This is a genomic window from Streptomyces coryli (assembly GCF_011044975.1).
GTDB lineage: Bacteria > Actinomycetota > Actinomycetes > Streptomycetales > Streptomycetaceae > Streptomyces > Streptomyces coryli.
The window spans coordinates 43,946-69,985 of record NZ_JAAKZV010000011.1 but is presented as its reverse complement, the minus strand read 5'-3'; the positions used below and the strand labels follow the sequence as shown (position 1 = coordinate 69,985).

Genomic DNA, 26,040 nt, shown 5'->3' with positions numbered 1-26,040 from the left:
GCCTTGGGGTGTGGTGTCGGGTCCGGTCCCGGTCCCGGTCCAGACGAAGATCTCCGAGTCGGGGCCGCAGGGGCCGGTGGGGCCGTTCGACCACCAGTTTTCGTCGCCGTGGGTGAGCTCTACGGGGAGGCCGAGGTCCTGCCAGGTGTGGAGGGAATCGGTGTCGACGTCGCTTACGCCGAGCCGTTCGTCTCCGCCGAAGACGGTGACGTGCAGCCGCTCGCGCGGGATGCCGAAGCCCTCGTGCAGCAGCTCGTATCCCCACCGCAGGCTCTGCGGCCCGCCGTAGTCCCCGAGCGACCAGGAGCCGAGCATCTCGAAGACGGTGAGATGCGTGCTGTCGCCGACTTCGTCGAGGTCGGTGGTGCGCAGGCAGCGCTGGACGTTGACGAGACGGCGGCCGAGGGGGTGGGGGCGGCCTTCGAGGTACGGGGTGAGCGGGTGCATGCCGGAGGTGGTGAAGAGGACCGGGTCACCCGGGGGTGGGAGGAGAGTGCTGCCGGTGATGAGGCTGTGCCCGCGCTCGCGGAAGAAGCGGGTGAAGGTGTCGACGGTCTGCTCGGTGGTGAGCGGGGTGACCGGGTTGGTCGGGCTGACCGGGCCGGTCGGGCTGGTCGGGGAGCTCATGGCGGGTGCCCTTTCGGATCGGGGTGACCGGAAAGGACCGCGCTATTGCTGCTCGGCTACGAGCGACACAACACTCCGGCGATCCGTTTCCGGTCGCCGGGGGTGTCTGGAGAGGGGGAGGTCAGGCGGCGGCAACCGGCGAGCGGGGCGCTCGCGCGGTCGCGGTGCGGGTGCTGCGGGTGATGACCTCCATGGGGCCCACGGTAACAAGATCACGAACGGACGGCCCGTGATTATTGAGAGGGCTGCCCGCACTCACCGGTCACCACGCTCGAGCCGCGCCGCGATGTCCCGCATCCCGGTCCCGACCACGTACTCACCGGGCAGCCCCGGTATCTCCACCGGCCGCCCGGGCCGCCGCGGAGGGTGCCGTATCAGATGCTCCAGCACCCTGGCTGCGAGCGCCGGGTCGTCCGGCGGGTCCCCGAGGACGTAGTAGTACGCATTGGGCCGCCAGCTCGGATACCGCTCGGTCAGCCCGACGATCAGTGCCGGTGGCCGCTGCCGATACGCCCCGTAGGGCTCGTCGTAGAACCCGGTGCTGCGCCCCTCCGCCGTATTGCAGCCGTGGCACAGCAGACCGCGGACGAGCCCGGAGGGATGGTGATGATCGACCACGAGCGCCCCTGACTCGCGGCTCTTGCTGCTATCGCTGCTCTCGCAGATCGCACACCGCCCGGCCTGCCACTCCCGTATAGCGCTGAGCGCCGAGGCCACGGCACGACGCGACCGCCCATCCGGCGGCTGCCAGTCATGGCAGGCCGGCCCGTTCGCGTACGACCAGAGCCGTGACATGCGCTCGATGCTAGGCGGAGGCACTGACAACTGAACTCGGCCGCCGGGATGGATCGATGGTGCGGGTGACTTGGCATCGGATGGTGACGGCCGCGCCGCCGCCGAGCCTTGGGGCGCGGTGCCAGAAACGGAAGGCTGGCTACGGAAGGGAGGGGGAGGCGGGGCGCCTTGAGCCTGCCGGGCGGCGGCTAGGAGGGGCATCCACATCCGCCCTCGAGCCCTCGAGTCCTCAAGCCCTCGACTGCCAATCCCCAACCGCCAATCCCCAACCGCCAACCGCCACCCGGCAAGCCAAGCCGACCCGCCTCCGCGCTCCTCCCGTAGCCAGCCTTCCGTTTCCCGCACCGACCCCAACCGCCACCCGGCAGCGCAGCCGTCACCATCCGATGCCAAGCCACCCGCTCACCGCGACGCGACCGAGCCCACACTGATCGGCCGAACGGCCGATGCTTCCTAAGCCCATCCGAGCCAAAGTATCGATGTGCCGCACATGCCAGGTTTCTTACGTTTGAGGCATTAGGTCCCCACCGCCAAGGAGCGGTGAAAATGTCTCGTTCGACATCGTCTTCCTGGCGCCGCGGCGCCGTAGTCACGGCCCTCGTCGGCGGTCTGGCGTTTGCCCCGGCCGCGGGTGCCATGGCCCACGCGGACGCCCCTGCCAAGCCCGCGGGCGGCAAGACCGTCACCCAGATCCAGGGCAAGAAGCCCAACAAGGGCAAGGGCAAGCGCCCCTACGTGATCAAGCGCTACGACACCTTCGACGGCAAGTACACATGGCACGTAACCGTCTGGTCCAACGGCAAGGTCACGAAGGTCAGGGGCAAGTCGAATGTCATCAAGCCCCCGAAGCCGAAGCCCGACGAGCGTGTCTACGTCGTCAAGGAGTGGACGGAATTCGACGGCAAGTTCGTCTGGCACCTCACCAAGTGGAGCAACGGCAAGATCACCAAGTGGAAGGAAGAGGGCGACATCATCAAGCCGGACCCGAAGCCGACCCCGCCGGACGACACCACCCCGCCCGGCCCGATCACCCCGGACCCGCTCGACTGACCAACACCCCGCACCCCACTCCCCAAGCCAGTTGCCCGCCCGCTCCTCAGGGGCGGGCGGGCAACAGTGGATGCTGGAAGGCAGGCTAGGGCTATTCCGCCGTCACTGTCACCGTCGGCTCATGGCGGACCGGGAAGTTCACCGAGCGGGCGATGAAGCACTTCTCGTGGGCGGGGCCGTGGAGTTCGATCGCTTTGTCGACCATCGATGGGTCGGCCACGGTCACTTCCGGGCGGAGTACCACCTCCGTGAAGTGGCCGGCCCCGTCGTCCGTCTCCGTCATCGTGCCGACCGTCGCGTCGCGGTACGACGTGACCACCACGCCGCCGACCGCGCAGAGGTGGAGGTACCAGAGCATGTGGCACTGGGACAGCGACGCCGCCAGCAGCAGCTCGGGGTTCCAGCGGGACGGGTCGCCGCGGAAGGCCGGGTCCGAGCTCGCCGGGAGCGGGGGCACCCCGGCCGCCGTCGACTCCAGCAAGCGGTCGTAGTCGCGGTAACTGCTCGTGCCCGTACCGCGATTGCCGGTCCAGACCGTGGTCGTCTCGTACGTGTGCGTGCGCGCCATGTGCGCGAGCCTAGTAGGGCCTGTGGAAAAAGTTGACCGGAGCCCCCGCACCCGGCATCGTCCCTGGTCATGCGTAAGATACTCATCGTCGGAGCCGGTCACGCCGGACTCCAGCTCGCGCTCGGCCTGCAGGGGCGCGGGTACGACGTCACCCTCATCACCGCCCGTACCGCCGACGAGATCCGCGGCGGGCGAATTCTCTCCACCCAGTGCATGTTCGGCACCGCCCTCGGGCATGAGCGCGCGCTCGGGCTCGACTTCTGGGCGGGGCAGGCGCCGCAGGTCGGCGGCATCGGGGTCTCCGTCGCCGGGCCCGAAGGGCAGCGCGTCATCGACTGGCTCGGGAAGCTGGACGCCCCCGCCGAGTCCGTCGATCAGCGGGTCAAGGTCGCGGGCTGGCTGGAGAAGTTCGCCGAGCGCGGCGGGCGGGTCGAGGTCGGCGAGGCCACCACGGACGAGCTGGCCAAGCGCGCCGCCGACTACGACCTCGTGCTCGCCGCCAGCGGACGCGGCGGCCTCGGCGGGCTCTTCGAGCGCGACCCGGAGCGGTCGCCGTACGGAGCCCCGCAGCGCGCCCTCTCCGTCGCCTACGTGCACGGCCTGCAGCCCCGCCCCGAGCACCCGGACGTGCATGCCGTCCGCTGCAATCTCGTCCCCGGCGCCGGCGAACTCTTCGTCATCCCGGGCCTGGCCCCCACCGGCCCCTGCCACATGCTCTTCTTCGAGGCCGTCCCGGGCGGCCCGCTGGACGTCTTCGGCGACCGGCCGGAGCCGGCCGAGCACCTCGCCCGCACCCTCGACCTGATGAAGAGCTTCGTGCCCTGGGAGTACGAGCGCGCCGCCGCCGGCGTCGAGCTCACCGACGCGGGCAGCACCCTGGCCGGCGGCTTCGCGCCCGAGGTGCGCAAGCCCGTCGGCGAACTCCCGGGCGGCACCCCGGTGCTGGGCGTGGCCGACGCCGTCGTCGCCAACGACCCGATCACCGGGCAGGGCTCCAACAACGCGAGCAAGTGCGCGGCCTCCTACCTGGACAGCATCCTCGAGCAGGGCGAGACCGCCCCCTTCGACGCCGCCTGGATGCAGACCGCCTTCGACCGCTACTGGAACCTGGCCGCCCCCGCCACCAAGTGGTCGAACGCCATGCTCGCCCCGCCCCCCGAGCACATCTTCCAGCTCCTCGGCGCGGCCGGCGAACTCCAGCCGATCGCCGACCGCTTCGCCAACGCCTTCGACGACCCCGCGGACCTGGAGGAATGGTTCTTCACGCCGGAGACTGCCGGGGCGTTTCTGGAGCGTGTCGCCGCGGCGCGCTGACACCCGGAGCGAGAGCCGCCGCCCCCTCCGCGGCGGCTCTCATTTCGTAACCGTTACCGCCGTACCAACTGGTCGGTATTGACAGACGGGCCTCGGACGGGTGTGATTCCAGACACTGAATCCGGCTCCTTGGGCGAGGAGGGCATGCAATGGCGCAGCTGCACGAGCTCGACGCGATGGCACAGGCGGCCGCCGTGCGGGCGCGCGAGGTGAGTCCCGTGGAGCTGGTCGAGCACCACCTGGACCGGGCCGAGCGGTACGGGGAAGGGCTCGGCGTCTTCCTCACGGTCACCGCCGACGCCGCCCGCGCACAGGCCAAGGAGGCCGAGCAGCAGGTCCGGGACGCGGACCCCGGCCAGCTGCCGCCGCTCTTCGGCGTCCCCACCGCGATCAAGGACCTCAACCCCACCGCGGGCGTGCGCACCACCTTCGGCTCCCGCGCCTACGCCGACTTCACCCCGGCCGGCGACGGGCACGCGGTCGCCCTCCTGCGGGCGGCCGGGACCATCAGCATCGGGAAGACCAACACCCCCGAGTTCGGGCTCAGCGCGTATACGGACAACGACCTCGCCGGCCCCGCTCGCAGCCCCTGGGACACCACCCGCACTGCGGGCGGCTCCAGCGGTGGCGCGGCGGCGGCCGTCGCGGCGGAGATCGTTCCGTTCGCGCACGGCAGCGACGGCGGCGGCTCGCTGCGGATCCCGGCCAGCTGCTGCGGGATCGTCGGCTTCAAGCCCGCCCGCGGCCGGATCAGCAACGGCCCGCTCGGCAGCGACGTCACCGGCATGCCGGTCCAGGGCCCCTTGTCCCGGACAGTCCGGGACGCCGCCGCGATGCTCGACGCCATGGCCGTGCCGCAGCCCGGCGACCCGTACTGGGCGCCGCCGCTGCCGGACGGCGAGAGCTTCCTCGCCCACGCCGGGCGCGAGCCGGGCCGGCTGCGTATCGGCATCTACACGGACCCCGGGATCGAGGGCCTCGACGTCGACCCCGAGGCGCTGGAAGCGCACCGCGCCGCCGCCGCGCTGCTCGCCTCCCTCGGGCACGAGGTCGAGGAGATCGCCAACCCCTTCGGCGACTCGCTGCGCAAGCCCTTCATGGGCGTGTGGGCCGGGCAGTCGCTGCAGATGAAGGTCGGTGACGAGGACCAGCTGCGGCCGCTGACCCGCTGGTGGCGGGAGGCCGGGCGCGGGCTGAGTGCCGAGCAGTACAACGACGCGCTGTACGGGCTGCAGACCGCGGCCCGCCGCGGGGTGCAGAAGATGGCGGCGTACGACGCGGTGCTCGCGCCGACGCTGGCCGTACTGCCGCACGCCACCGGCTGGTTCGAGGAGGAAGGGCCGGCGGAGGCGGCCCGGCGGCAGATGGGCTACAGCTGCTTCACCGCCGCGTACAACGCCACCGGCCAGCCCGCCGCGAGCCTGCCGCTGCACTGGACCGCGGACGGCGTCCCGGTCGGCGTCATGCTCGCGGGCCGCCCCGCGGGCGAGGCGCAGCTGCTGTCGCTCTGCGCCCAGATCGAGGCCGCCCGGCCCTGGGCGGACCGCCGCCCACCGCTCAACCCCTAGACCCCACACCGCTTTTCACCGCACGAACCCTCACCACGCCGCACCGCACCGAACCTCAAAACCCTCACCACAACCCGATCGTCACCGCACCTCTTCAACGGACCGGCGTGCGCCGGCCCGCCGATGGCGTACGCCCAATGGAGGCTTCGAAATGGCACGTTCAGGTACAAAGCGCCCCGCGGCGAGAGTCGCCGCGATAGCCGTCGCCCTCGGCACGGTCGCGGCCTCCGCCGCCTGCACCACCGGCAGCGACTCCGCGAGCGGCGGGGACGGGGGCGGCAAGGGCGGCGGCGCGGTCTCGTACCAGATCGCCTCCGACCCGACCACGCTCGACCCGGCCAAGGGCACCATCGCCGCCGACCTGCAGCTGGACCGGCTGCTCTACGACACCCTGGTGGCCCGCGACGACGGCGGGGAGATCGTCGGACGGCTGGCGAAGAGCTGGGAGATGCCGGACGCGAAGAACGCCTCCTTCACCCTCAACTCCGGCGTCACCTGCACCGACGGCACGAAGGTCACCGCCACCACGGTCGCCGAATCGCTGAAGCGGCTCGCCGACCCGAAGACCGGCGCGGCCACCGTCTTCGGCGCCGGCAACAAGGTCGACATCAAGGGCGACGACGCCTCCGGCAAGGTCACCATCAAGCTGCAGAACCCCTGGTCCGACCTGCTCTACGGGCTGTCGCTGCCGCAGTCCGGGATCGTCTGCGAGAAGGGCATCAAGGACGAGAAGCTGCTGAAGTCCGGCGGCAAGGGCGCCGGCACCGGCCGCTATTACGTCTCCGACGCCAAGTCCGGCTCCTCGTACACGCTGACCGCCCGCGACAAGTACACGTGGGCGGCGAAGTACGCCAAGCAGCCCGAGGGCGAGGCGCCCGAGCGCTTCGACGTCAGCGTCACCCAGGCCGAGTCGACGATGGCCAACAAGATGATGGAGGGCAGCCTCGACTACACCGGCATCACCGGGCCCGACATCGCGCGGCTGGCCGCGGCGAAGAAGTTCAACATCGAGAAGGCGCCGCTGGTCCGCATGATGGTCGCCTTCAACGAGCGCAAGGGGCACCCGGGCGCCGACCCGGCGTTCCGTAAGGCCGTCGCCCAGGCGCTGGACGCCAAGAGCTTCAACCAGTCGGTCACCAAGGGCACCGGCACCGTCATGCACTCCATCGCCGACAAGACCGTGCCCTGCGCCCTCGACGACCCGAAGCTCACGACCAAGGCCGACCCGAAGGCCGCCAAGGCCGGGCTCGCGGGCAAGAAGATCAAGCTCGTCGGCACCAACGCCGTCGCGGGCGGCGCGGGCAACGAGTTCGTCCAGGCCTCGCTGAAGGCCGCCGGCGCCAAGGTGGAGCTGAAGAACGCCGACAACGCCACCTGGGGCAACGAGGTCCTCGGCAACAAGGGCGACTGGGACGTCACGGTCTTCCCGAACCTGAACGTCACCAACCTCCTCACCTCCCCGGCCGGACTGATGCTCGGCGAGGACCCGCCGAAGGGCCGCAACTTCGCCGGCATCGACAACGCCGGCTTCGCCAAGGGCTTCGGCGGCGCGATGGCGACCACCGAGGAGGGCGCCAAGTGCAAGGCCTGGGGCGCCGCGCAGAAGTCGCTGCTGAAGGAGAACGACGTGGTGCCGCTGGCGGCCGTCGCCATCAACTACGTCACCAGCAAGCGGATCGCCGCGATCAACCCTGACGGCGTGCACGACGCGACGTCGATCCGGCTCGTCAAGTAACCCATCGGCTGGATCAGATACGGAAAGGAGCACCAGTGGGTACGCGATCACCCTGGCTGACCTTCTTGCTGCGCCGCGCCATCGGGCTCGTCGGGGTGCTCGTGACGCTGGTCGTCGTCACCTTCCTGATGATCCAGCTGATCCCCGGCGACCCGGCCCGGCGGGTGGCGGGTTCCGACGCCACCCCGGCCCGGATCGCCGAGGTGCGCAGTGAACTGGGCCTCGACCAGCCGCTGTTCGTCCAGTTCGGCGATTACGTGAGCGGGCTGCTGCGCGGCGACCTCGGCACGTCCTTCGCCACCAGCCGCCCGGTCGCGGACCTGCTCGGCGACCGGCTGCCGTTCACCGCCGAGCTGGCGCTGCTGGCGATCGTGGTGGTGCTGCTCGTCGCCGTACCGCTCGGCATGGCGATCGCGGTCGCCTGCCGGGCGGGGCGGCGGCGGTCGCTGGACACCGCCTTCACGTCGGCCACGGCGCTGGCCGGCGCGGTCCCCGAATACGTGCTCGGCACGCTGCTCATCCTCGTCTTCGCGCTGGGCCTGGGCGTGCTGCCCTCGTCCGGCGCGGCGACGCTCTCCGCGCTGCTGCTGCCGGTGATCGCGGTGAGCGTCGGCCCGATCTGCACCCTCGCCCGGATCGTCCGCCGGGAGACGGCGTCGGTGCTGACGCAGGACTTCATGCGCACGGCCCGCGGCCGCCGGCTGCCCGCGCTGCGGCTCTACGCCCGGCACGCGCTGCCGAACCTGCTCACCTCCACCCTCACCCTCGGCGGGCTGATCCTCACCGGCCTGCTCGGCGGCACGGTCGTCGTCGAGTACGTCTTCCAGTGGCCGGGCCTCGGCAGCGCGGCGGTGGGCGCCATCGTCGCCCGCGACTACCCGGTGATGCAGGGGATCGTGCTGCTCCTCGGCCTGCTGGCGGCGGTGCTCAACCTGCTGGTCGACGTCGTGCTCGGCCTCCTCGATCCGCGCACCCTGAACGCGAAGGCGGGGCAGTGACGTTGAAGAACCTCAGGTGGACCCCCTCACTCGTCATCGGCACCGTCCTCATGGCGGCGCTGCTGGTGCTGGCCGTCATCGGCCCGATGGTCTGGGGCGACGCGGCCGACCGCCTCAACCCGCAGGCCACCCACCAGAGCGCCTCCGCCGAGCACCTCTCCGGCACCGACGCGCTCGGCCGCGACGTCCTCGCCCGTACGCTCGCCGCCACCCGGCTCACGCTGCTGATGGCCTTCGGCGCCACCGCCATCGCGGCGGTCGGCGGCATCCTCTTCGGCGCGGCCGTGTGGGTGAGCGGGCCGCGGGTGCGAGAGCTGGGACTCCGGCTGATCGACGTGCTGGTGTCGTACCCGGCGGTGATCTTCGCGCTCACCGTCACCGCCGTGCTCAGCCCCAGCGCCACGACCTGCGTCGTCGCCATCGGCCTGGCCAGCTGCCCGGCCTTCGCCCGGCTGACCACCAATCTGGCGGCGGGCATCGCGAACCGCGACTTCGTCTCGACGGCCCGGCTGCTCGGCGTCGCCCCGGGGCGGATGCTGCGTCGGCACATCCTGCCGAACATCGCCGAGCCGCTGCTGGTGCTCGTCTCGGTCGCCTTCACCGTCTCGCTGAAGGCGCTGTCAGGGCTGTCGGTGCTGGGCATGGGCACCCAGCCGCCGAAGTACGACTGGGGCTCGCTGCTCGGCAAGAGCCTCCCCGACATCTACGTCAACGCCGCCCCTGTCGTGGCCCCGTCGATCGCGATCATCGTCGCCGGTCTGGCCGGCGGCCTGATCGGCGACGGGCTCGCGGCGGCGGTGCACCCGGACGCGCGCGGCCGGGGCGGCAAGGCCCGTATCAAGGCGGTCCTCGCGGCTACGGAACCGGCCGGCCGGACGGCACCGGACGACGCCCTGGTGGCGGTCGACGGACTCAGCGTCTCGCTGCCCGACGGCACCCGGCTGGTCGAGGACGTCTCCCTGCACCTCCGCGCCGGTGAAGTCGTCGGCGTGGTGGGGGAGTCGGGGTCAGGCAAGAGCCTCACCGCGATGGCCGTCGCGAAGCTGCTGCCGGAAGGGCTGCGCCCCGACGCGGCGCGGCTGCGCCTGGGCGACCTGGACCTGCGCGGCGAGGTGGACCCCAAGCGGCTCGCGACCGAGATCGGCATCGTCTACCAGGACCCGTCGGCGTCCTTCAACCCCACGCTGAAGCTGGGCAGTCAGCTGACCGAGACGCTGCGGGTGCACGGCGATACGGGCCGGGCCGAGGCCTCGGCGCAGGCCGTGGAACAGCTGCGGCTCGCCCATGTGACGCTCCCCGAGCAGCGGATGAAGCAGCACCCGCACGAGCTGTCCGGCGGCATGCGGCAGCGGGCGATGATCGCCTCGGCGCTGCTGACCAAGCCGCGGCTGCTGATCGCCGACGAGCCGACGACGGCGCTGGACGTGACCGTGCAGGCCGAGGTGCTGAAGCTGCTGCGCGAGGCGAACGAGCGCGACGGCACCGCGGTGCTGCTGATCTCGCACGACATCGGGGTGGTGACGCAGATCTGCGACCGGGTGCTGGTGATGTACTCGGGCCGCCTGGTCGAGGAGCTCCCGGTGGAGCGGCTGCGCGCGGGCGAGGCCCGGCACCCCTATACCCGGGCCCTGCTGGCGGCGACCCCGGAGGTCGACGAGGACAAGCCGCTCGCCCCGATCCCGGGCCGCCCGCCGCAGCCGGCGGACCGGCCGGCGGGGTGTGCCTTCGCGCCGAGGTGCGAGCTCGCTCGCGCGGAGTGCGAGGAGCACCGGCCGGTGCTGCAGCCGATGGAGTCCGGCGGGGCGGCGGCGTGCTTCGCGCTCGACTGGGACCTGACTCCTGAGTCCGTCCCCGCCGCGGCCGATAGCGCCGCCTCGGAAGGGAGCACCGCATGACCGTCCCCAGCCCCCCGGAAGACACCCCCGCGGCAGCGGCCCCCGTCCTCGAACTCGACGCCCTCGACGTCGCTTTCGGCTTCGGCCCGCGCCGCCGCCAGGTCCTGCACGGGGTCAGCCTCAGCCTCGCGGAGGGGCGCACCCTCGGCCTCGTAGGCGAGTCCGGATCCGGCAAGTCCACCCTGGCCAAGGCGGTCGTCGGGCTGGTCAGGCCCAGCGGCGGCCGGGTGCTGCTCGACGGCGACGACCTCGCCGGCGCCCGCCGCGACCGGCTCGCGACGCTGCGCCGCCGGGTGCAGCTGATCCCGCAGGATCCGTACGCCTCCCTCAACCCGCGGATGACCGCGGGCGAGGCCATCGCCGAGGCCATCGACCCCCGCCGCGGCAAGCTGTACGCCCACCGCGACGAGGTCGAGACACTCCTCGGCAAGGTCGCCATGGATCCGGACGCCGCCGACCGCTACCCGAACGCCTTCTCCGGCGGCCAGCGCCAGCGCATCGCCATCGCCCGCGCCCTGGCCGTACGACCCGAGGTGATCATCGCGGACGAGGTGACGTCAGCGCTGGACTGCTCGGTGCAGGCCGAGGTCCTCGGCGTGCTGCGCGACCTCCGCGCGGCCGGGCCGCTGACGATGCTCTTCATCTCGCACGACCTCGCCGTCGTACGGCATGTCAGCGACGAGGTCGCGGTGATGTCCGAGGGCCGCATCGTCGAGCACCGCGAGCGGGACGCGCTGTTCACCGCGCCGCAGAACGCCTACACGAAGACGCTGCTGGCGAGCGTGCCGCGCGTGCGCGCCTGACCTGGGCGCTTACCCCCTCCGGTCGACACCCGAACGGGTGGGAGGTTTGATGGTTGATGTCGGATTTCGCCGGACCTGTCCTGAAGGTCCGGCGGAGCCAAAGCATCCCCTGGACCTACCCAGCTGGAGGAACAGTGCAGACCGACAAGTCGAACATGAAGGGCGGCAGCGGCCGCGCCGAGCGCGGTGCCGAGGCCCAGGCTCAGGCCCAGGCCGACGGCACCGTCAAGGTGACCGGCCCGGAGTGGGGTGAGCACGCCAAGTCCAAGGACGCCCGTGCCCCGCAGTACTCCCGCCAGCAGCCGGTCGAGGTGACCCTCTACGAGGAGTCCCTCGAGGCCGACCCGCAGCTGCGCCAGATTGAGCTCGGCAAGGCCCAGCTCAAGACCAAGGTGACCAGCGAGCGCCGCTCCGTCTCGATGCCGGTGACGCGTGAGCACGCGAACTTCCACCGGGAGCCGGTCAGCCGCGGCGACCTCGTCGAGGGCCGCGCCAACTTCGACATGGGCGAGAGCGTCCAGGAGGTCGTCCTGCACGGTACGGACGTCGCCGGTGCCGTGCACCGCACCGCCGCGCCGTACGAGAAGGTCGTCCTGGAGGTCACTCCGGAGACCAGCCACGTGACGGTCGAGGCCGACTGCCGCCGGCAGGAGTGCGAGGTCATCGAGCCGCAGATCGCCGAGGCACAGGCGAACATCCAGGTCGACGACCGCCACTACACGGCCCGCGAGGCCCGTGGCACCCAGCGCCAGTTCTCCAGCAAGTCGGCGGACTCCGCCAAGGCCAGCTTCTCCGCGGCCGAGGCCGATGACGACGACGAGAACGGCCGTGACAGCAAGGGCCGCTTCACCGGCTGAACCCGGCTGAAACCGGCTTGTACGAGGCCCGTACCCCCTTGGTGGGTACGGGCCTTCGCCGTGCCGTGGGCACGCCTCTGACCAGGGAGTTACTCCTTCCGGTCGACACCCGAACGGCGGGGGGGTTTGATGGGGTAAGTGGGGTTTTGCCGGGTTCTCCGGCGAAGCCGCGTCTATCCCTGGATTCCGGATCCAGCGGGAGGAACAGTGCAGACGGACAAGAACACCAGCAGGGGTGGTAGTGGCAAGGCCGCGAACGCAGCCCGTGCGGCCGCGCAGAGCGGCGGCGTAGGCAGCGGCCAGTCGGCTGCCCGGTCGGCCGCGGACGCCGCGGAGCAGGCCACTGACCGCTTCCAGGAGTCGAACCGTTTCCAGGACTCGAACCGCCGTGAGCGCATCGTCGCTTACGAGGAGCAGCTCGAGGTCGAGGCCGGCCAGAAGCGCGTGCCCCTGGGCCAGGCTTCCGTGTCGGTCCGCGTCACCGAGCACCCCGAGCGGTTCCGGGTCGAGCGCAGCCACGACGAGGCCATCGTCAGCCGGGTGAACATCGGTGATGTCGAGCCCGGCGAGCGGCACGAGTTCGTGGAGCGCAGCATCCAGGTCCCGCTCGAGGGCCAGGACTCGAACGTCGTGGTGCACAAGAAGGCCGTGCCCTACGAGGCCGTCGAGCTCGGCTCCCGTTCCGTGACCGAGACCCAGGAGTACGAGACCCGGCTGCGCCGCGAGGAGCTCGTCGAGAACGTCCCGCAGGTGGCCAACGGCGGCATCCAGGTGTCGGAGGTCGAAGAGGGCTTCCGTGAGCGTGGCCGCCGCGACGCCGCCATGGGCGAGACCCGTGAGGGCCTCTTCGCGCGCGCCGCCGACGCGGTGCGCGGCGACGCCGATGACGTCCGGGCCCGCGCCGATGACATCGGTGAGGGCAAGGGCAAGGGCAGCTGGTTCTGAGAGACCGCACGCAGCCCTGAAGCAGTAGGCACAGAACGAGGCCCGCGCGAAGAGCGCGGGCCTCGTGTGGTGCGCGGGGCGGCTTCGCCGCGGTTCGCCGCTGAGGATTTCCGGGGGGTTCGCCCCCATGCCCCTGAGCGGGACCGGTCAGGCGGCCTTCTTGCCGGTGCCCTTCTTCGTGGCAGTCTTCTTGGCGGGCGTCTTCTTTGCGGTGGTCTTCTTTGCGGTGGTCTTCTTTGCGGTGGTCTTCTTGGCGGGCGTCTTCTTGGCGGGAGCCGCCTTCTTTGCGGCTGCCTTCTTCGCCGGCGCCTTCTTTGCGGCCTTCTTGTCCTCCCCCCGGGAGGACTTCGCCGCCTCGACGCTCGCCTCCAGCGCCGCCATCAGGTCGATGACCTTGCCCGGCTTCTCCGCCGGCTCCTCCTGCTCCACCGGCGGGCCCTCGCCCTCCTTGCTCGCGACGAGCGCCTCCACCGCCTCCCGGTACTCGTCCGTGAAGTCCGCCGGGTCGTAGCCGCCGAGCGCGTCCATGAAGGAGTCGACCATCTCGAGCTCCTGCTTGCGCACGGTCACCTTGTTGTCCGGCGCGATGCCCTTCGCGGCCCGCACCTCGTCCGGCCACAGCATCGTGTGCAGCACGAGCACGTCGTCGTGCACCCGCAGCAGCGCCGGCGCCTCCCGGCTGCGCAGCGCCACCTTCACCACCGCCACCCGCCCGGAGCGCTCCAGCGCCTCCCGCAGCAGCACGTACGGCTTCGCCGCCGAGGCGTCCGCCGCCTTGATGTAGTACGGCCGCGCGAACTGGATCGGGTCGAAGGTCTCGGTCTCGACGAAGCCGACCACGTCAATGATCTTCTTGCTGGGCAGCGGCAGATCCGCCAGCTCCTCGGCCGTCAGCATGACGAGATTGCCGTCGGCCGCCTCGTAGGCCTTGGTGATGTCGGAATACGGGACTTCCTTGTCCTCGATCTCGCAGATCCGCCGGTAGCGGATGCGCCCGCCGTCCTTGGCGTGCACCTGCTTGAAGGACACGCCGCGCTCCTCGGTCGCCGAGAAGAGCTGGACCGGGATGGAGACCAGGCCGAAGGAAATCGCACCTTTCCAGATAGATTTCATCCGATATGTCCTCTCGCGGAGGAGTTCAGGATATGCCGATCGCCGAGGTCGACGGCCGCCGGATCAAGCTCAGCAACCTCGACAAGGTGCTCTATCCGGAGCCCGGCTTCACCAAGGGCGAGGTGCTGCACTACTACACCCACATCGCCCCCTATCTGCTGCCTCACGTGCAGGGCCGCCCCGCGTCGTTCCTCCGTTTCCCGGAGGGCGTGGAGGGTCAGCGCTTCTTCGCCAAGAACATTCCGCCCGGCGCGCCTGAATGGGTGAGGACGGTGGATGTGCCGACCAGCAGCGGCACCACGCACCACGTCCTGGTCGACGACCTGTCCACCCTGCTGTGGGCGGTGAACCTCGCCGCCATCGAGATCCACGTGCCGCAGTGGCAGGCGGCCGAGCCGGGCATCGCAGACCGGATCGTCTTCGACCTCGACCCGGGTCCGCCGGCCACCGTCGTCGAATGCTGCCGGGTGGCGCTGCTCGTACGCGAGGCGCTGCGGGCCGACGGGCTCGACGCCTGGGCGAAGACGTCGGGGTCCAAGGGGCTGCACCTGTACGTGCCGCTGGCCGGGGCGCCCTCGAAGGACGCCAGCGCGTACGCCAAGGCCCTGGCCGTACGGCTGGAGCGGGAGCATCCCGATCTCGTGCTGCATCAGATGACGCGGAAGCTGCGGCCCGGCAAGGTCTTCCTCGACTGGAGCCAGAACGCGCAGGCGAAGACGACGGTGGCGCCGTACGCGATCAGGGCGCGCCCGGAGCCGACCGTGTCCACGCCGGTGACCTGGGACGAGGTGGCGGACTGTGCGGCGCCGGAGGAGTTCGTGTTCCTGCCGGACGAGGTGCGGGAGCGGGCCGCTGACCAGGGGGATCTGCTCGCGGAGCTGCTCGAAACCGCATTCGATTTGCCCGGAATGCCGGATTAGCCCATTCGTGTCATGGTGGGAGGCGTAGGAGGGTGATCATGAGCAAGCACCACAAGCACGATCCGAACCGTCATCGCGAGGGCGGCAACCCCGCCTTCCAGGAAGCGATCGAGGCGCGCAACACCAAGTACGAGGCCTCCCAGCGCGCCAAGGGCATGTCCTCGCACTTCGACTCCAAGTCGCACAGCAGCAGGACCAACCCGCAGGGCCAGCGCCGCTCGGCCCAGAAGGACCGCTGACCAGGACCGCTGGCCTTCAGGCAGCCCGCCCCCGCCGCTTACCGCGCGGCGGGGGTTTGTCCATGCGCAGCCCCCGCCACACCGGATGCCGCAGCTTCCCGGCCGACGTCCACTCCGCGTACGCCACCTCTCCCGGCAGTTCCGGCTCCACCCAGTGCACGTCGGCGCTGCGGACGTGGCGGTCGGCGACCGGGCCGTTGAAGGGGCTGGTCTCGCGCTCCAGTGGGTCGAGCAGTTCCTGCAGGCGCTCGAGTGCGTGCTCGCTGAAGCCCGTACCGACGCTGCCCGCGTAGCGGAGGCCGTCAGGGCCCGGGATGCCGACGAGCAGCGCGCCCAGCGCGCCGCGGCGGCGGCCCTCGCCCTGGGTCCAGCCGCCGATGAGGACCTCCTGGGTCCGGACATTCTTGATCTTCAGCCAGCTGTCGCTGCGTCGGCCCGGCAGATACGCCGAGGTCAGCCGCTTGGCGACGAGACCCTCCAGGCCGTGCTCCCGGGTCAGCTCCAGCGCCTGCTCGCCGTGGCCCGACCAGTACGGGGGTGTGGACCAGCGCGGGCCGTTCACGTCCAGGCCTTCGAGGCGGGTGCGGCGCTCTTCGTACGGCTCGCGGGTCGTGTCGCGCCCGGCGAGGTGCATGACGTCGAAGGCCATGTAGTCGACCGGGACCTCCGCCGACAGCCGCTCGATCACCGCCGCCTTGGTGAGGTTCATCCGGCGCTGCAGGTCGGCGAAGGACGGGCGGCCGTCCGGGCCGAGGGCGACGATCTCGCCGTCCAGGACGCACGGGGTGGCGGCGAGCGCCTCGCCGAGCGGGGCCAGCTCCGGGTATTGGGCGGTGACGTCGTTGTCGTTCCGGGTGAGCAGGGTGAGCGAGCCGTCGCCGGGGATATACGCGACGGCCCGCACCCCGTCCCACTTCAGCTCGTATCCGAAGTGCTCATCGGCGGTGGCCGACGGCAGGCTGCCGGACACGGCCAGCATGGGCTGGACGTGGGGGAGTCCGCCCAGGTCGCTCATACTTCGCGAGGCTAAGCCCCTTGGGCGATGTCCGCCTTCAGGGGAGCGAGGGCGCCGGCTATCTCCTTGATGGTGGGGGCGTCCACGCCGAGGGACTCCAGCGTGCCGGCCAGGTGGCCGACCACGCGGTCGAAGTGCTCCGGGGTGATGCCGAGCTTGGCGTGCGCGGCTTCCATGCCGAGGCCCTCGTACGCCTCCGGGCCGCCCAGGGCGGCGCCGATGAAGTCGCGCTGGTGGGCCTTCAGCTTGTCGATCGGGACGCCGGTGAAGTATCCGGCCAGCTCGGGGTCGGCGAGCACGCGGACGTAGAAGTCGTCGACGGCGGCGCCGACGGCGGGGGCGCCGCCGATGGTCTCGTAGAGGCTAGGGGAACTCATGGGGCAGGAGTATGGGTCTTTGACCGCTTCCTGCTCAACCCCGCCCGACGAGTGGCATGTTGGTGGCCATGACTGTCGCAAACTGAACGTTCGCCTCGAGCGGCAGCGCGGCCATGTGCAGCACGGTGCGGGCCACGTCCGCGACGTCCATCACCGGCTCGACGGCCGTGCCGCCGTGCGCCTGCAGAATGCCGGTCTGCATCTTCTGCGTCATGTCCGTGGCCGCGTTCCCGATGTCGATCTGCCCGCAGGCGATCCGGTACGGGCGGCCGTCCAGGGACAGCGACTTCGTCAGCCCGGTCATCGCGTGCTTGGTCGCCGTGTACGCGGCGCTGTGCGGGCGCGGGGCGTGCGCGGAGACCGAGCCGTTGTTGATGATGCGGCCGCCCTGCGGGTCCTGCGCCTTCATCAGCCGGAAGGCGGCCTGGGCGCACAGGAACGAGCCGGTGAGGTTCACGTCGACGACGCCGCGCCAGTCATCGTAGGCGAGCTCGTCCAGGGGGACGGCGGGGCCGAACATGCCCGCGTTGTTGAAGAGCAGGTCCACGCGGCCGTGCCGCTCGCGCGCCGTCTCGAAGAGCGCCGCCACCTCGGCCGGGTCGGTCACGTCGGTCGGCACCGCGGACACGGCGCTGCCGTTCCCCGCCAGCTCCGCCGTGCCGGCCAGCGGCGCCTTGCGACGGCCCGCGAGCACCACGCTCCAGCCGGCGTCGGCGAGGGTGAGCGCGACGGCCCGCCCGATCCCGGACCCGGCTCCGGTGACGACGGCGACCTTGGGGGCGGCGGTGTTCGACTCTTCGAGGCTGCTCATAACCGCAGGCTAACCCGGGTGCCGATCACCCCTCACCCCCGGCCAGCCGGCCGAGGACGGCCTGCTTGGCGACGGCGAACTCGTCGTCCGTGAGGACGCCCTCCCGGTGCAGCTCGCCGAGCTCCCGCAGCCGGCGCAGTATCGCGTCGTGGTCGTCCCCCGCCGCGGGCGGCGCATCCGCGGGCAGGGCCTTCGCCGGCGGCACGGCGTCCTCGACCGCCGCCGGGTGCGGCAGCCGGGCCGTGACCGCCGCGGCGATCAGGGCGGTCGCCCCGCTCTCCTTCCTGAAGCCCCACAGCGCCAGGCAGTTCGGGTCGTGATCCGGCTTGAGCTGGGTCAGCAGCCCGCGCGGCTTGAAGCGCAGGGCGCCGACCCCGAGCGCGGTCGCCGGGGACCACTCGACGCCCACCAGGTCCTGGAGCGTGAAGACCCGGTTGCCCGCGTGCTTCTTGCTGTCCTCGACGAGCCAGTTCCACTCCACCCGCACCGTCTCGCCGTCGAACGAGGCGGTGCCGTCCAGGCCGTCCCCCGACAGCGGGACCGAGGGCCCGGCGATCAGATAGCGGTCCGCGGGACCGTCCGGGATTTGCTCCAGCAGCAGCGCGCGGCGCACCTCGTCCGCGAAGTACTCGGCCACGCCGGTCCGGCCGCTGTCCGCCTTCACCTGGTACGGACTCGCGTCGTCCGGCAGCGCCCCGCCGGTCGCCTGCTGCAGCGGGCAGGCCCCGTCCCGCAGCCGAAGCCGCAGCCGGCCGCCCTTCTTCCCCGCCTCGTACGCGATCCCCGCCACCGCCTCCAGCGGCACCGCGACCTCGCCCAGCAGCCGGCGCAGCTTGTGCACCCCGCGGTCGGTGCCGGGCACGATCCGGACGAGGTCCCCGTCGAAGGTCCAGGTCCCGTCCTTCCCGATCAGCTCAGCCATGTCACGGAGTCTATGAGGGTGTTGGGCAGAATGCCCCGCCCGTCCCGATCCTGACGCTGATCTCACTCGCCCGTCATGTCTGTGTTGTGTACGCGACAGGGACTAGACCACTCTCGGCACTCGACTGCGTGTATGACACATTCGCCGCACGATTCCGAACTGCGCGCTGCCGCCTCCCGGTTGAGCCGCCGTCGCTTCGTCACCGTCACCTCCGCGGCCGCCGCGCTCGCCTTCACCACCAACCTGCCGCAGGCGCACGCCGCCGAGGGCGACCCGAAGACGATCAAGGACGACCCGTTCACCCTGGGCGTCGCCTCCGGCGACCCGCACCCCGACGGCGTCGTGCTGTGGACCCGGCTGGCCCCGAAGCCGTACGAGAGCGGCGGCGGGCTGCCGGCCACCGCCTTCCCGGTGGCCTGGGAGATCGCGCATGACGAGGGCTTCCGCCGGATCGCCCGGCGCGGGACCACGCCGGCGCACCCCGAGTTCAACCACACCGTGCACATCGAGGCCTCCGGCCTCTCGGCCGACCGCCGCTACTTCTATCGTTTCAGGGCCGGCCGTCACATCAGCCCCGTGGGCCGCACCCGCACCGCGCCGGCCACCGGCGCCCGCAATGGCGCGCTGAATTTCGGCATCGTCTCCTGCCAGGCGTACCACGACGGCTACTTCACGGCGTACAAGCATCTGGCCGAGGAAGACCTCGCCTGCGTCTTCCACCTGGGCGACTATCTCTACGAGTACGCCGTCAACTCCGTCGGCGGCGCCCGTAATTACACCGACCGTGTCCTCCCCGACGTCTTCAACCGCGAGACCGTCGCGCTGGAGGACTACCGGCTGCGCTACGCCCTCTACAAGACCGACCCGGACCTGAAGGCCGCGCACGCCGCGCACGCCTTCATGCCCACCTGGGACGACCACGAGACCGAGAACAACTACGCCGGCGACCAGGACGAGAACGGCAATCCGCCGGAGGGCTTCCTCGCCCGCCGCGCCGCCGCCTACCGCGCGTACTGGGAGCACCAGCCGCTGCGCCGCCCGCAGCGCCCGTCCGGCCCCGACATGCAGCTCTACCGGCGGCTGCGGTACGGCACCCTCGCCCAGTTCGACATCCTCGACACCCGCCAGTACCGCAGCGACCAGGCGTACGGCGACGGCTGGGACGCGCCGGGCCCGGAGTCGACCGACCCGTCCCGCACCATGACAGGCGCCACCCAGGAGCGGTGGCTGCTGGACGGCTGGAAGCGCTCGTCCGCGCTGTGGAACATCATTCCGCAGCAGGTCACCTTCTCCCAGCGGCGGGACCGCTCGACCGCCGACTACAAGGTCAGCATGGACTCCTGGGACGGCTACCCGGCCTCCCGCGAGCGGCTGCTGGCCGGTTTCGAGGCCTCGGGGGCGGAGAACCTGATGGTGCTCACCGGCGATGTGCACGTCCACTACGCCTTCGACATCAAGAAGGACTTCGACGACCAGGGCTCCAAGACCCTCGGCACGGAGTTCGTCACCACGTCGATCAGCAGCGGCAAGGACGGCGTCGACAAGCCGCCGACCTGGGACGCGTACATGCAGGCCAACCCGCACATGAAGTTCTTCAACGGCCGCCGCGGCTATGTGAAGATCGCGCTCGACCGGGACCAGGCGCGGGCGGACTACCGCACCATGTCCGGGGTCACCACGCCGGGAGGCTCGATCGCGACGACCGCCTCCTTCGTAACGGAGGCGGGCAATCCCGGGCTGAATCCGGCATGACATCGTAGGGGGGTCCCGTACGACGCATGAGAGGCCCCCATGTCGGAGAGCGGTCATAGCCGCACACAGACCGAGATTGAAACGACTCACTCAGCCAGCCCGGCGCCCGGCCCCCGCCGCCGCGCCGGGCTTCTGACCGTCCTGCTGCTGGGCGGTCTGACGGCGATGCCGCCGCTGTCGATGGACATGTACCTTCCCGCGCTGCCCGACGCGGCGGCGGACCTGGGGAGTTCGGCGGCGGGCATCCAGCTCACCCTCACCACCTGTCTCGCGGGCCTGGCGCTCGGCCAGCTGATCGTCGGGCCGATGAGCGACCGCTGGGGCCGCCGCCGCCCGCTGCTGGCGGGCATGGTGCTCTACATCTTCGCCACGGCCGCCTGCGCCCTGGCGCCGACGTCCGGCGCGCTGACCGGCTTCCGGCTGGTCCAGGGCCTGGCCGGCGCGGCCGGGGTGGTCATCGCGCGGGCCGTGGTCCGCGACATGTACGACGGGCTGGCGATGGCCCGCTTCTTCTCCACGCTGATGCTGGTCTCCGGCGCCGCCCCGATCGTCGCGCCGGTGGTCGGCGGGCAGGTGCTGCAGTTCACCGACTGGCGCGGCATCTTCTGGGTGCTGGTGGTGGTCGGCGTGCTGCTCACCGCCGTCGTCGCCCGCTGGCTCCCCGAGACCCTGGACCCCGCGCGCCGCCACACCGGCGGCTTCACCGCGACCCTGAAGACCCTCCGCGACCTCCTCGCCGACCGCGTCTTCAGCGGTTACGTGATCGCCGGCAGCCTCGCCTTCGCGGCCCTCTTCGCGTACGTATCGGCGTCGTCGTTCGTGATCCAGGAGCTGTACGGGGCGTCCGCGCAGACGTACAGCCTCCTCTTCGGCCTGAACGCCATCGGCATGGTGGCGGTGGGCCAGCTCAACGGCCGCGTCCTGGTCGGCCGCGTCAGCCTCGACGCCGCGCTCGGCGCGGGTCTCGCGGTGGTGGTCGCGGCGGCGGTGGCGCTGCTGCTGATGGCGACGGGCGTCTTCGGCCGGGTCGGCCTGGTCCCGATCGCCGCCGGGCTCTTCGTCCTGATGTCGGCGATGGCGCTGGTGCTGCCGAACGCCAACACCCTGGCCCTGATGCGCACCCCGCACGCGGCCGGCTCCGCCTCCGCGCTGCTGGGCACGTCCTTCTTCCTGATCGGCGCCATCGCCTCGCCCCTGGTCGGGGTCGCGGGCGAGCGCACGGCGGTACCGATGGCGATCGTGCAGGTGACCTGCGCGGTGCTCGCGGTGGTGGCCTTCGTGGGGATGACGCGGAAGAAGAAGCGGTAGCCGCTACGCCTACGCCGCCAGCGACTTCGCGCAGTGCTCGGCGAGCATCAGGGTCGGCAGATTCGTATTGGCGGCCGGGATGGCCGGCATGATCGACGCGTCGATCACGTGCAGCCCGTCGATGCCGTGCACCCGCCCGGCCGGGTCGACGACCGCGCCGGGGTCGGTCGCCGGGCCCATCCGGCAGGTGCCCACCGGGTGCTGGTAGACGTTCACGCTGCCCCGGATCGCCTCGTCCAGGGCGTCGTCCGCGGTGACGCCGGCGCCGGGCCACAGCTCACCGTCCAGGTGGGTGCTGAACGGGGCGGTGGCGGCCAGCCGCCGGGCCTCGCGGGCGCCGGCGCGCAGCCGGGGCAGATCGTCGGGGTGGTCGAGCAGGCCGAGGTCGATGAGCGGCGGTGCCGCCGGGTCGGCCGAGGCCAGCCGGACCCGGCCGCGGGAGTGCGGGCGCAGCAGGGCGACCAGCAGCTGCAGCCGGCTGCCGGTCTCGCCGGGCGCCAGGGCGCTGGGGAAGATCTGCAGGTCGGGCGCGGGTTCGTCGGGCTCCGACTGGGTCTGCAGGACGGTCTGGCAGGGCAGCGCGCGGGGTTCGCCGCGGGCCGCGTAGAGCAGCCGCAGCAGCGGGTGGTCGTGCAGGTTCGCGCCCACGCCCGGCAGGTCCTGCCGTACGCCGATGCCGAGCTCGCGGAGCTCCGCGGCCGGGCCGAGGCCGGAGCGGAGCAGGACGGCGGGGCTGCCGTAGGCGCCCGCCGCGAGCACGACCCGGTCGGCGGTGATCTCCTCGGCGTCCGCCAGCCGGACGCCGGTGGCGCGGCCGTTACGGATCAGCACCCGGTCCGCGGCCCGGCCCGGCCTGATGGTGAGGTTGGGCCGGTCGCGGGCGGCGGCGAGGTAGGTCAGCGCGGTGGACTGGCGTACGCCGTCGACGGCGTTGAGCGGCAGCGGGCCCACGCCGGTCGCCCCGGCGAGGTTGAGGTCGGCGACGGGCCGGTAGCCGGCCGCTTCGCAGGCGGTCATGAAGTCCCGCTGATGCGGCGGGAGTTCCTCCGGGGCGTAACGGCGGATCGGGACCGGGCCGGTGTCGCCGTGGCCGCGGCGGGCACCGAAGTCGAGGTCCCGCTCCACCCGCTCGAAGGCGGCGAGCGCCTGGTCGGCGGACCAGCCGTGCCAGCCGTCGTAGTCGGCCGGACGGCCACGCAGGGCCATGACGTTGTTGGTCGCCGAGCTGCCGCCGACGAGCCGCCCTGCATGCACCGCGGAGCGGCGCCCCAGCGGGCCGAACGCGGCCTCGAAGCCCCAGTCGTAGTCGGTCGCGCCGACGTCCCCGGCATCGGCGACATCGTGTGGCAGCGCCGCCGGGTCCACGCCGAGATCGGGCCCCGCCTCCAGCAGCAGCACGGAATGCCCGGGGTCTTCCGACAGGCGCGCGGCGAGCACTCCGCCGGCGGACCCCGCGCCGACGATGACGGTGTCGAATGTCATCCGCATCACCTCCAAGGGTGACGCGGTACCCGGGGCCGCGCACGAGATGCCCCCCGGGAGGGGGTGCGGGTGGTGCGCGGCGGGGCCTCTGCGTCCCGTTAGGCTCGGGCCGTGACCCGCACCGAAGACGCCCTGCGCGGCAGGCTCGGCGATGTGCTCGACGGGGTGCCGGCGCGGCAGGCCGCCCGGGCCGTGGAGCGGCTGATCGAGGCCTATCGCGGCGAGACCCCGACCAGCGCGCCCGTGCTGCGCGACCGCACCGATGTCGCGGCGTACGCGGCGTACCGGATGCCCGCCACCTTCCAGGCCGTACGGGCCGCGCTCGGCGGGCTGCGCGAGGCCGCGCCCGCGTGGGCCCCGGCCAGCCACGCCGACATCGGCGGCGGCACCGGCGCCGCGGTGTGGGCGGTCGAGGACGCCTGGCCGGGCGGCGAGCGCAGCACCACCGTGCTGGACTGGGCCGAGCCCGCCCTCGCGATCGGCAAGGAGCTGGCGAACGGCGGCGGCGCCGAGGCGCCCGCGCTCGCCTCCGCCGACTGGTGCCAGCAGGTCATCGGCGAGGACCTGCAGCTCCGCGCCGCCGACCTGGTGACCGTCTCGTACGTGCTCGGCGAGCTCACCGATCCCGCCCGGCGGGCCGTGCTGAGCGCCGCCGCCGAGAGCGCCCAGGCGGCGGTGGTGGTGGTCGAGCCGGGCACGCCCGAGGGGTATCTCCGGGTCATGGAGGCGCGCGACCTGCTGATCGAGGCCGGGTTCAGCGTCGCCGCGCCCTGTCCGCACAGCGGCCACTGCCCCATCGAGACCGGCGCCGACTGGTGCCACTTCGCGGCGCGGGTGCAGCGCTCCTCCCTCCACCGGCAGGTGAAGGGAGGAGAGCTCGGCTACGAGGACGAGAAGTTCTCCTACGTCGCCGCCGTGCGTCCGGTAGCTGTCCCGGACAGCGTGCCCGCCGCGAATCGCGTCGTGCGCCATCCGCTCGTACGGAAGGGGCTCGTCATGCTCGACCTGTGCACCGGCGAGGAGACCCTGGAGCGGCGGAACGTCAGCAAGCGGCTCGGGCCGTTGTACCGGCAGGCGCGCGACGCCGGCTGGGGCGCTAGCTGGAATCCCCCGGGGGAGCCGGAGGCTCCGGAGGACGACCTCTGAGCTCCTGGGTGCAGCACTTGACGCTGCCGCCGCCCTTCAGCAGCTCGGTGAGGTCCAGGGCGATGGGCTCGTAACCGCGGGCGCGGAGTGGGGTGAACAGCCCGACTGCCGCCTGGGGGAGGAGCACGTGCTTGCCGTCGCTGACCGCGTTGAGGCCGAAGGCCTCCGCGTCCTCGCGGGAGGCGATGAGGGCGTCGGGGAAGAGGGCGGCGAGGACGGAGCGGCTGCCGGGGGAGAAGGCGTCCGGGTAGTACATGACGTCGGGGGACGGGCCGTCGTCCAGGACGCACAGGGCCGTGTCGAGGTGGTAGTAGCGCGGGTCGATCAGGTCCAGGCCGATCGCCGGGCGGCCGAAGAACTCCTGCGCCTCGGCGTGTGAATCGGGGCTGGAGCGGAAGCCGCGGCCTGCCAGGAGATACGGGCCCGCGACCGTGAAGTCGCCCTCGCCCTCGTTGACGTGCTGCGGCAGGCCGATGTCCGTATAGCCGTGGGCGCGGAACCAGCGGCGCTGGGCCGGGGCCTCGCCGGCGCGCTGCGGGTAGGCGAAGCGGGCGCTGAAGACGCGCCCGTCGATGACGGTGGCGCCGTTCGCCGCGAAGACCATGTCGGGCAGGTCCGGCTCCGGGTCGAGGAGCTCGACCTCATGGCCGAGGGAGAGGTAGGTACGGCGCAGGTCGTCCCACTGGGCGTGGGCGAGCTGCGGGTCCACGGGCTTGGCCGGGTCCATCCAGGGGTTGATGGAGTAGCTGATCGAGAAGTGCGCCGGTGGGCACATCAGGTAGCGGCGCGGCGAGGCAGTGCGCAATGAGGGCTCCTCACGCTGGGGTCACCTTGGGACCAGGCGTACGGATCGCGTACGCGCGTATGCCCCATGGTGCGGCGCGAGGAGCCCTGGCGCACGGGTCGACACCGCGGCATCAACCCGTACGGCCCTCCTGCAACTTGCGGAGCAGCTCGCGTTTCTGCGCCATCGGGTCGGTGCCTGCGCCAATACGGCCGTTGCCGCCGCCGCGCAGGTCCTTGCGGGAGAGCTTGGAGCGGGTGCCGCCGACTCCGAGCATGTTTCCGGCGCGTCCCTTGGACATGGTGGGTTCCCTTCGGTCGAGTGAAGCGAGACGGTTCGTCTCGCCAGGTTCCCGAGTGTGCGACGAGACGGACCGTCTTGTCAACGGGTATTCTCGGGGGCATGCCCGCTACCGCCCGTAAGCCCGACGCCTCCCGCCGCAGTGAGCGGTCCCGGCGCGCCATCCTCGACGCCGCCCTCGATCAGGTCGGCGAGACCGGCTACGAGAAGCTGACCATCGAGGGCATCGCCGCCCGAGCCGGAGTCGGCAAGCAGACGATCTACCGCTGGTGGCCCTCGAAGGCCGCCGTGCTGCTGGACGCCTTCACGGCCGTCAGCGAGGACGCCGCGCAGGGGCAGCACGAACTGCCCGACACGGGTGACCTGGAGGCCGACCTCAAGGAGGTGCTGCGCGCCACGGTCGACGAGCTCAACCGCGACGTCTACGACCGCCCGGCCAGGGCGCTGGCCGCGGCGGCGGTCACGGACCCGGCCCTGGCCGAGGAGTTCAACCGGCGGGTGCTGGGCCCGCAGCTCGACCTCTACGTCGAGCGCTTCACCGCCGCCCGCGCGGCCGGGCACATCGCCGACGACGTCGACGTCCGGGTGGCCACAGACCTCCTCGTCGGCCCGCTGGCCCACCGGTGGCTGCTGCGCACCCTGCCGATGGACCACGCGTACGCGGACCGCGTCGTCGAGCTGGCGCTGCGCGGGATCGCCGCGTAAGGCGCGGCGCC

At 71.8% G+C, this 26,040-nt stretch carries 26 protein-coding genes; 15 read left to right on the top strand and 11 right to left on the bottom strand.

Going from position 1 to position 26,040, the window contains the following annotated elements; translation table 11 throughout:
• Together G5C51_RS05045 and G5C51_RS05040 are read right to left on the bottom strand one after the other, a co-directional pair.
• A partial coding sequence (locus tag G5C51_RS05045) for an alanine--tRNA ligase-related protein (protein ID WP_240929389.1) occupies positions 1–627 on the bottom strand: 627 nt, incomplete at its 3' end.
• A gap of 255 nt (positions 628–882) precedes the next feature.
• Positions 883–1,422: an endonuclease domain-containing protein gene (locus G5C51_RS05040; protein ID WP_165232287.1), complete on the bottom strand. Its 540-nt coding sequence runs from the start codon at positions 1,420–1,422 to the stop codon at positions 883–885.
• Between the two features lie 546 nt (positions 1,423–1,968).
• Here G5C51_RS05040 and G5C51_RS05035 point away from each other — a divergent pair.
• Positions 1,969–2,472 carry a hypothetical protein gene (locus tag G5C51_RS05035; protein WP_165232284.1) on the top strand — a complete coding sequence of 168 codons (504 nt, stop codon included), beginning with the start codon at positions 1,969–1,971 and terminating at the stop codon, positions 2,470–2,472.
• Between the two features lie 91 nt (positions 2,473–2,563).
• Here G5C51_RS05035 and G5C51_RS05030 read toward each other — a convergent pair whose 3' ends face one another.
• Positions 2,564–3,040 carry an OsmC family protein gene (locus tag G5C51_RS05030; protein WP_165232281.1) on the bottom strand — a complete coding sequence of 159 codons (477 nt, stop codon included), beginning with the start codon at positions 3,038–3,040 and terminating at the stop codon, positions 2,564–2,566.
• 69 nt (positions 3,041–3,109) lie between these two features.
• On the opposite strand from G5C51_RS05030, the gene G5C51_RS05025 reads away from it, so the two are divergent.
• From G5C51_RS05025 to G5C51_RS04990, 8 genes are all read left to right on the top strand, one after another.
• Positions 3,110–4,354, top strand: coding sequence for a styrene monooxygenase/indole monooxygenase family protein (locus G5C51_RS05025; protein WP_165232278.1), 1,245 nt, complete (start codon positions 3,110–3,112; stop codon positions 4,352–4,354).
• A gap of 149 nt (positions 4,355–4,503) precedes the next feature.
• Positions 4,504–5,922, top strand: a complete 1,419-nt coding sequence (locus G5C51_RS05020) for an amidase (protein ID WP_165232275.1) — start codon at positions 4,504–4,506, stop codon at positions 5,920–5,922.
• A gap of 151 nt (positions 5,923–6,073) precedes the next feature.
• Positions 6,074–7,657 (top strand): ABC transporter substrate-binding protein, encoded by a 1,584-nt coding sequence (locus G5C51_RS05015; RefSeq protein ID WP_165232272.1) that lies wholly within the window; start codon positions 6,074–6,076, stop codon positions 7,655–7,657.
• 35 nt (positions 7,658–7,692) lie between these two features.
• Positions 7,693–8,655 (top strand): ABC transporter permease, encoded by a 963-nt coding sequence (locus tag G5C51_RS05010; protein WP_338118017.1) that lies wholly within the window; start codon positions 7,693–7,695, stop codon positions 8,653–8,655.
• The gene (locus tag G5C51_RS05005; protein ID WP_338118016.1) at positions 8,652–10,550 is read left to right on the top strand and encodes a dipeptide/oligopeptide/nickel ABC transporter permease/ATP-binding protein; all 1,899 of its coding nucleotides are present in this window, start codon (positions 8,652–8,654) and stop codon (positions 10,548–10,550) included. Before G5C51_RS05010 ends, G5C51_RS05005 begins: the two co-directional genes overlap by 4 nt.
• Entirely contained in the window at positions 10,547–11,353 is an 807-nt protein-coding gene (locus G5C51_RS05000) for an ATP-binding cassette domain-containing protein (protein WP_165232270.1), read from the top strand. Before G5C51_RS05005 ends, G5C51_RS05000 begins: the two co-directional genes overlap by 4 nt.
• A gap of 134 nt (positions 11,354–11,487) precedes the next feature.
• Positions 11,488–12,210 carry a DUF2382 domain-containing protein gene (locus tag G5C51_RS04995; protein WP_165232267.1) on the top strand — a complete coding sequence of 241 codons (723 nt, stop codon included), beginning with the start codon at positions 11,488–11,490 and terminating at the stop codon, positions 12,208–12,210.
• A 207-nt stretch (positions 12,211–12,417) separates the two neighbouring features.
• Complete coding sequence (locus tag G5C51_RS04990) at positions 12,418–13,155, top strand: DUF2382 domain-containing protein (RefSeq protein ID WP_165232264.1); 738 nt, start codon at positions 12,418–12,420, stop codon at positions 13,153–13,155.
• A 147-nt stretch (positions 13,156–13,302) separates the two neighbouring features.
• Here G5C51_RS04990 and ku read toward each other — a convergent pair whose 3' ends face one another.
• Complete coding sequence (gene ku, locus G5C51_RS04985) at positions 13,303–14,268, bottom strand: non-homologous end joining protein Ku (protein WP_165232261.1); 966 nt, start codon at positions 14,266–14,268, stop codon at positions 13,303–13,305.
• A gap of 32 nt (positions 14,269–14,300) precedes the next feature.
• Here ku and ligD (G5C51_RS04980) point away from each other — a divergent pair, with 32 nt between their 5' ends.
• Positions 14,301–15,188 (top strand): non-homologous end-joining DNA ligase, encoded by an 888-nt coding sequence (ligD, locus tag G5C51_RS04980; RefSeq protein WP_165232258.1) that lies wholly within the window; start codon positions 14,301–14,303, stop codon positions 15,186–15,188.
• A 38-nt stretch (positions 15,189–15,226) separates the two neighbouring features.
• Positions 15,227–15,427 carry a hypothetical protein gene (locus tag G5C51_RS04975; protein WP_165232255.1) on the top strand — a complete coding sequence of 67 codons (201 nt, stop codon included), beginning with the start codon at positions 15,227–15,229 and terminating at the stop codon, positions 15,425–15,427.
• A 16-nt stretch (positions 15,428–15,443) separates the two neighbouring features.
• Here the strand turns inward: G5C51_RS04975 and ligD (G5C51_RS04970) are convergent, their stop codons facing one another.
• The 4 genes from ligD (G5C51_RS04970) to G5C51_RS04955 are packed head-to-tail and all read right to left on the bottom strand — an operon-like array spanning position 15,444 to position 18,552.
• Positions 15,444–16,442: a non-homologous end-joining DNA ligase gene (gene ligD, locus G5C51_RS04970; protein ID WP_165232252.1), complete on the bottom strand. Its 999-nt coding sequence runs from the start codon at positions 16,440–16,442 to the stop codon at positions 15,444–15,446.
• Between the two features lie 11 nt (positions 16,443–16,453).
• Positions 16,454–16,819: a group I truncated hemoglobin gene (locus G5C51_RS04965; protein WP_165232249.1), complete on the bottom strand. Its 366-nt coding sequence runs from the start codon at positions 16,817–16,819 to the stop codon at positions 16,454–16,456.
• Positions 16,820–16,853: 34 nt separating this feature from the next.
• Complete coding sequence (locus G5C51_RS04960) at positions 16,854–17,630, bottom strand: SDR family oxidoreductase (RefSeq protein WP_165232246.1); 777 nt, start codon at positions 17,628–17,630, stop codon at positions 16,854–16,856.
• Positions 17,631–17,655: 25 nt separating this feature from the next.
• Positions 17,656–18,552, bottom strand: coding sequence for a DUF4429 domain-containing protein (locus G5C51_RS04955; RefSeq protein ID WP_165232243.1), 897 nt, complete (start codon positions 18,550–18,552; stop codon positions 17,656–17,658).
• 132 nt (positions 18,553–18,684) lie between these two features.
• On the opposite strand from G5C51_RS04955, the gene G5C51_RS04950 reads away from it, so the two are divergent.
• Together G5C51_RS04950 and G5C51_RS04945 are read left to right on the top strand one after the other, a co-directional pair.
• On the top strand, positions 18,685–20,304 hold the full coding sequence (locus G5C51_RS04950) for an alkaline phosphatase D family protein (RefSeq protein ID WP_165232239.1): 1,620 nt from the start codon (positions 18,685–18,687) through the stop codon (positions 20,302–20,304).
• A 39-nt stretch (positions 20,305–20,343) separates the two neighbouring features.
• Positions 20,344–21,612, top strand: a complete 1,269-nt coding sequence (locus G5C51_RS04945; RefSeq protein ID WP_165232236.1) for a Bcr/CflA family multidrug efflux MFS transporter — start codon at positions 20,344–20,346, stop codon at positions 21,610–21,612.
• Between the two features lie 9 nt (positions 21,613–21,621).
• On the opposite strand, the gene G5C51_RS04940 is transcribed toward G5C51_RS04945, so the two are convergent.
• Positions 21,622–23,094: a GMC family oxidoreductase gene (locus G5C51_RS04940; protein ID WP_165232233.1), complete on the bottom strand. Its 1,473-nt coding sequence runs from the start codon at positions 23,092–23,094 to the stop codon at positions 21,622–21,624.
• Between the two features lie 111 nt (positions 23,095–23,205).
• Between G5C51_RS04940 and G5C51_RS04935 the strand changes: the two genes are divergently transcribed.
• A complete protein-coding gene (locus tag G5C51_RS04935; protein ID WP_165232230.1) occupies positions 23,206–24,240 on the top strand; it encodes a small ribosomal subunit Rsm22 family protein in 1,035 nt (344 codons plus the stop codon).
• On the opposite strand, the gene ddaH is transcribed toward G5C51_RS04935, so the two are convergent.
• Entirely contained in the window at positions 24,191–25,045 is an 855-nt protein-coding gene (gene ddaH / locus G5C51_RS04930; RefSeq protein ID WP_338118015.1) for a dimethylargininase, read from the bottom strand. The genes G5C51_RS04935 and ddaH overlap by 50 nt on opposite strands.
• Before the next feature lie 112 nt (positions 25,046–25,157).
• Entirely contained in the window at positions 25,158–25,325 is a 168-nt protein-coding gene (locus G5C51_RS04925; RefSeq protein WP_165232227.1) for a DUF6243 family protein, read from the bottom strand.
• A 101-nt stretch (positions 25,326–25,426) separates the two neighbouring features.
• Here G5C51_RS04925 and G5C51_RS04920 point away from each other — a divergent pair, with 101 nt between their 5' ends.
• A complete protein-coding gene (locus tag G5C51_RS04920) occupies positions 25,427–26,029 on the top strand; it encodes a TetR/AcrR family transcriptional regulator (protein ID WP_165232224.1) in 603 nt (200 codons plus the stop codon).
• The last annotated feature ends 11 nt before the right edge of the window (positions 26,030–26,040 follow it).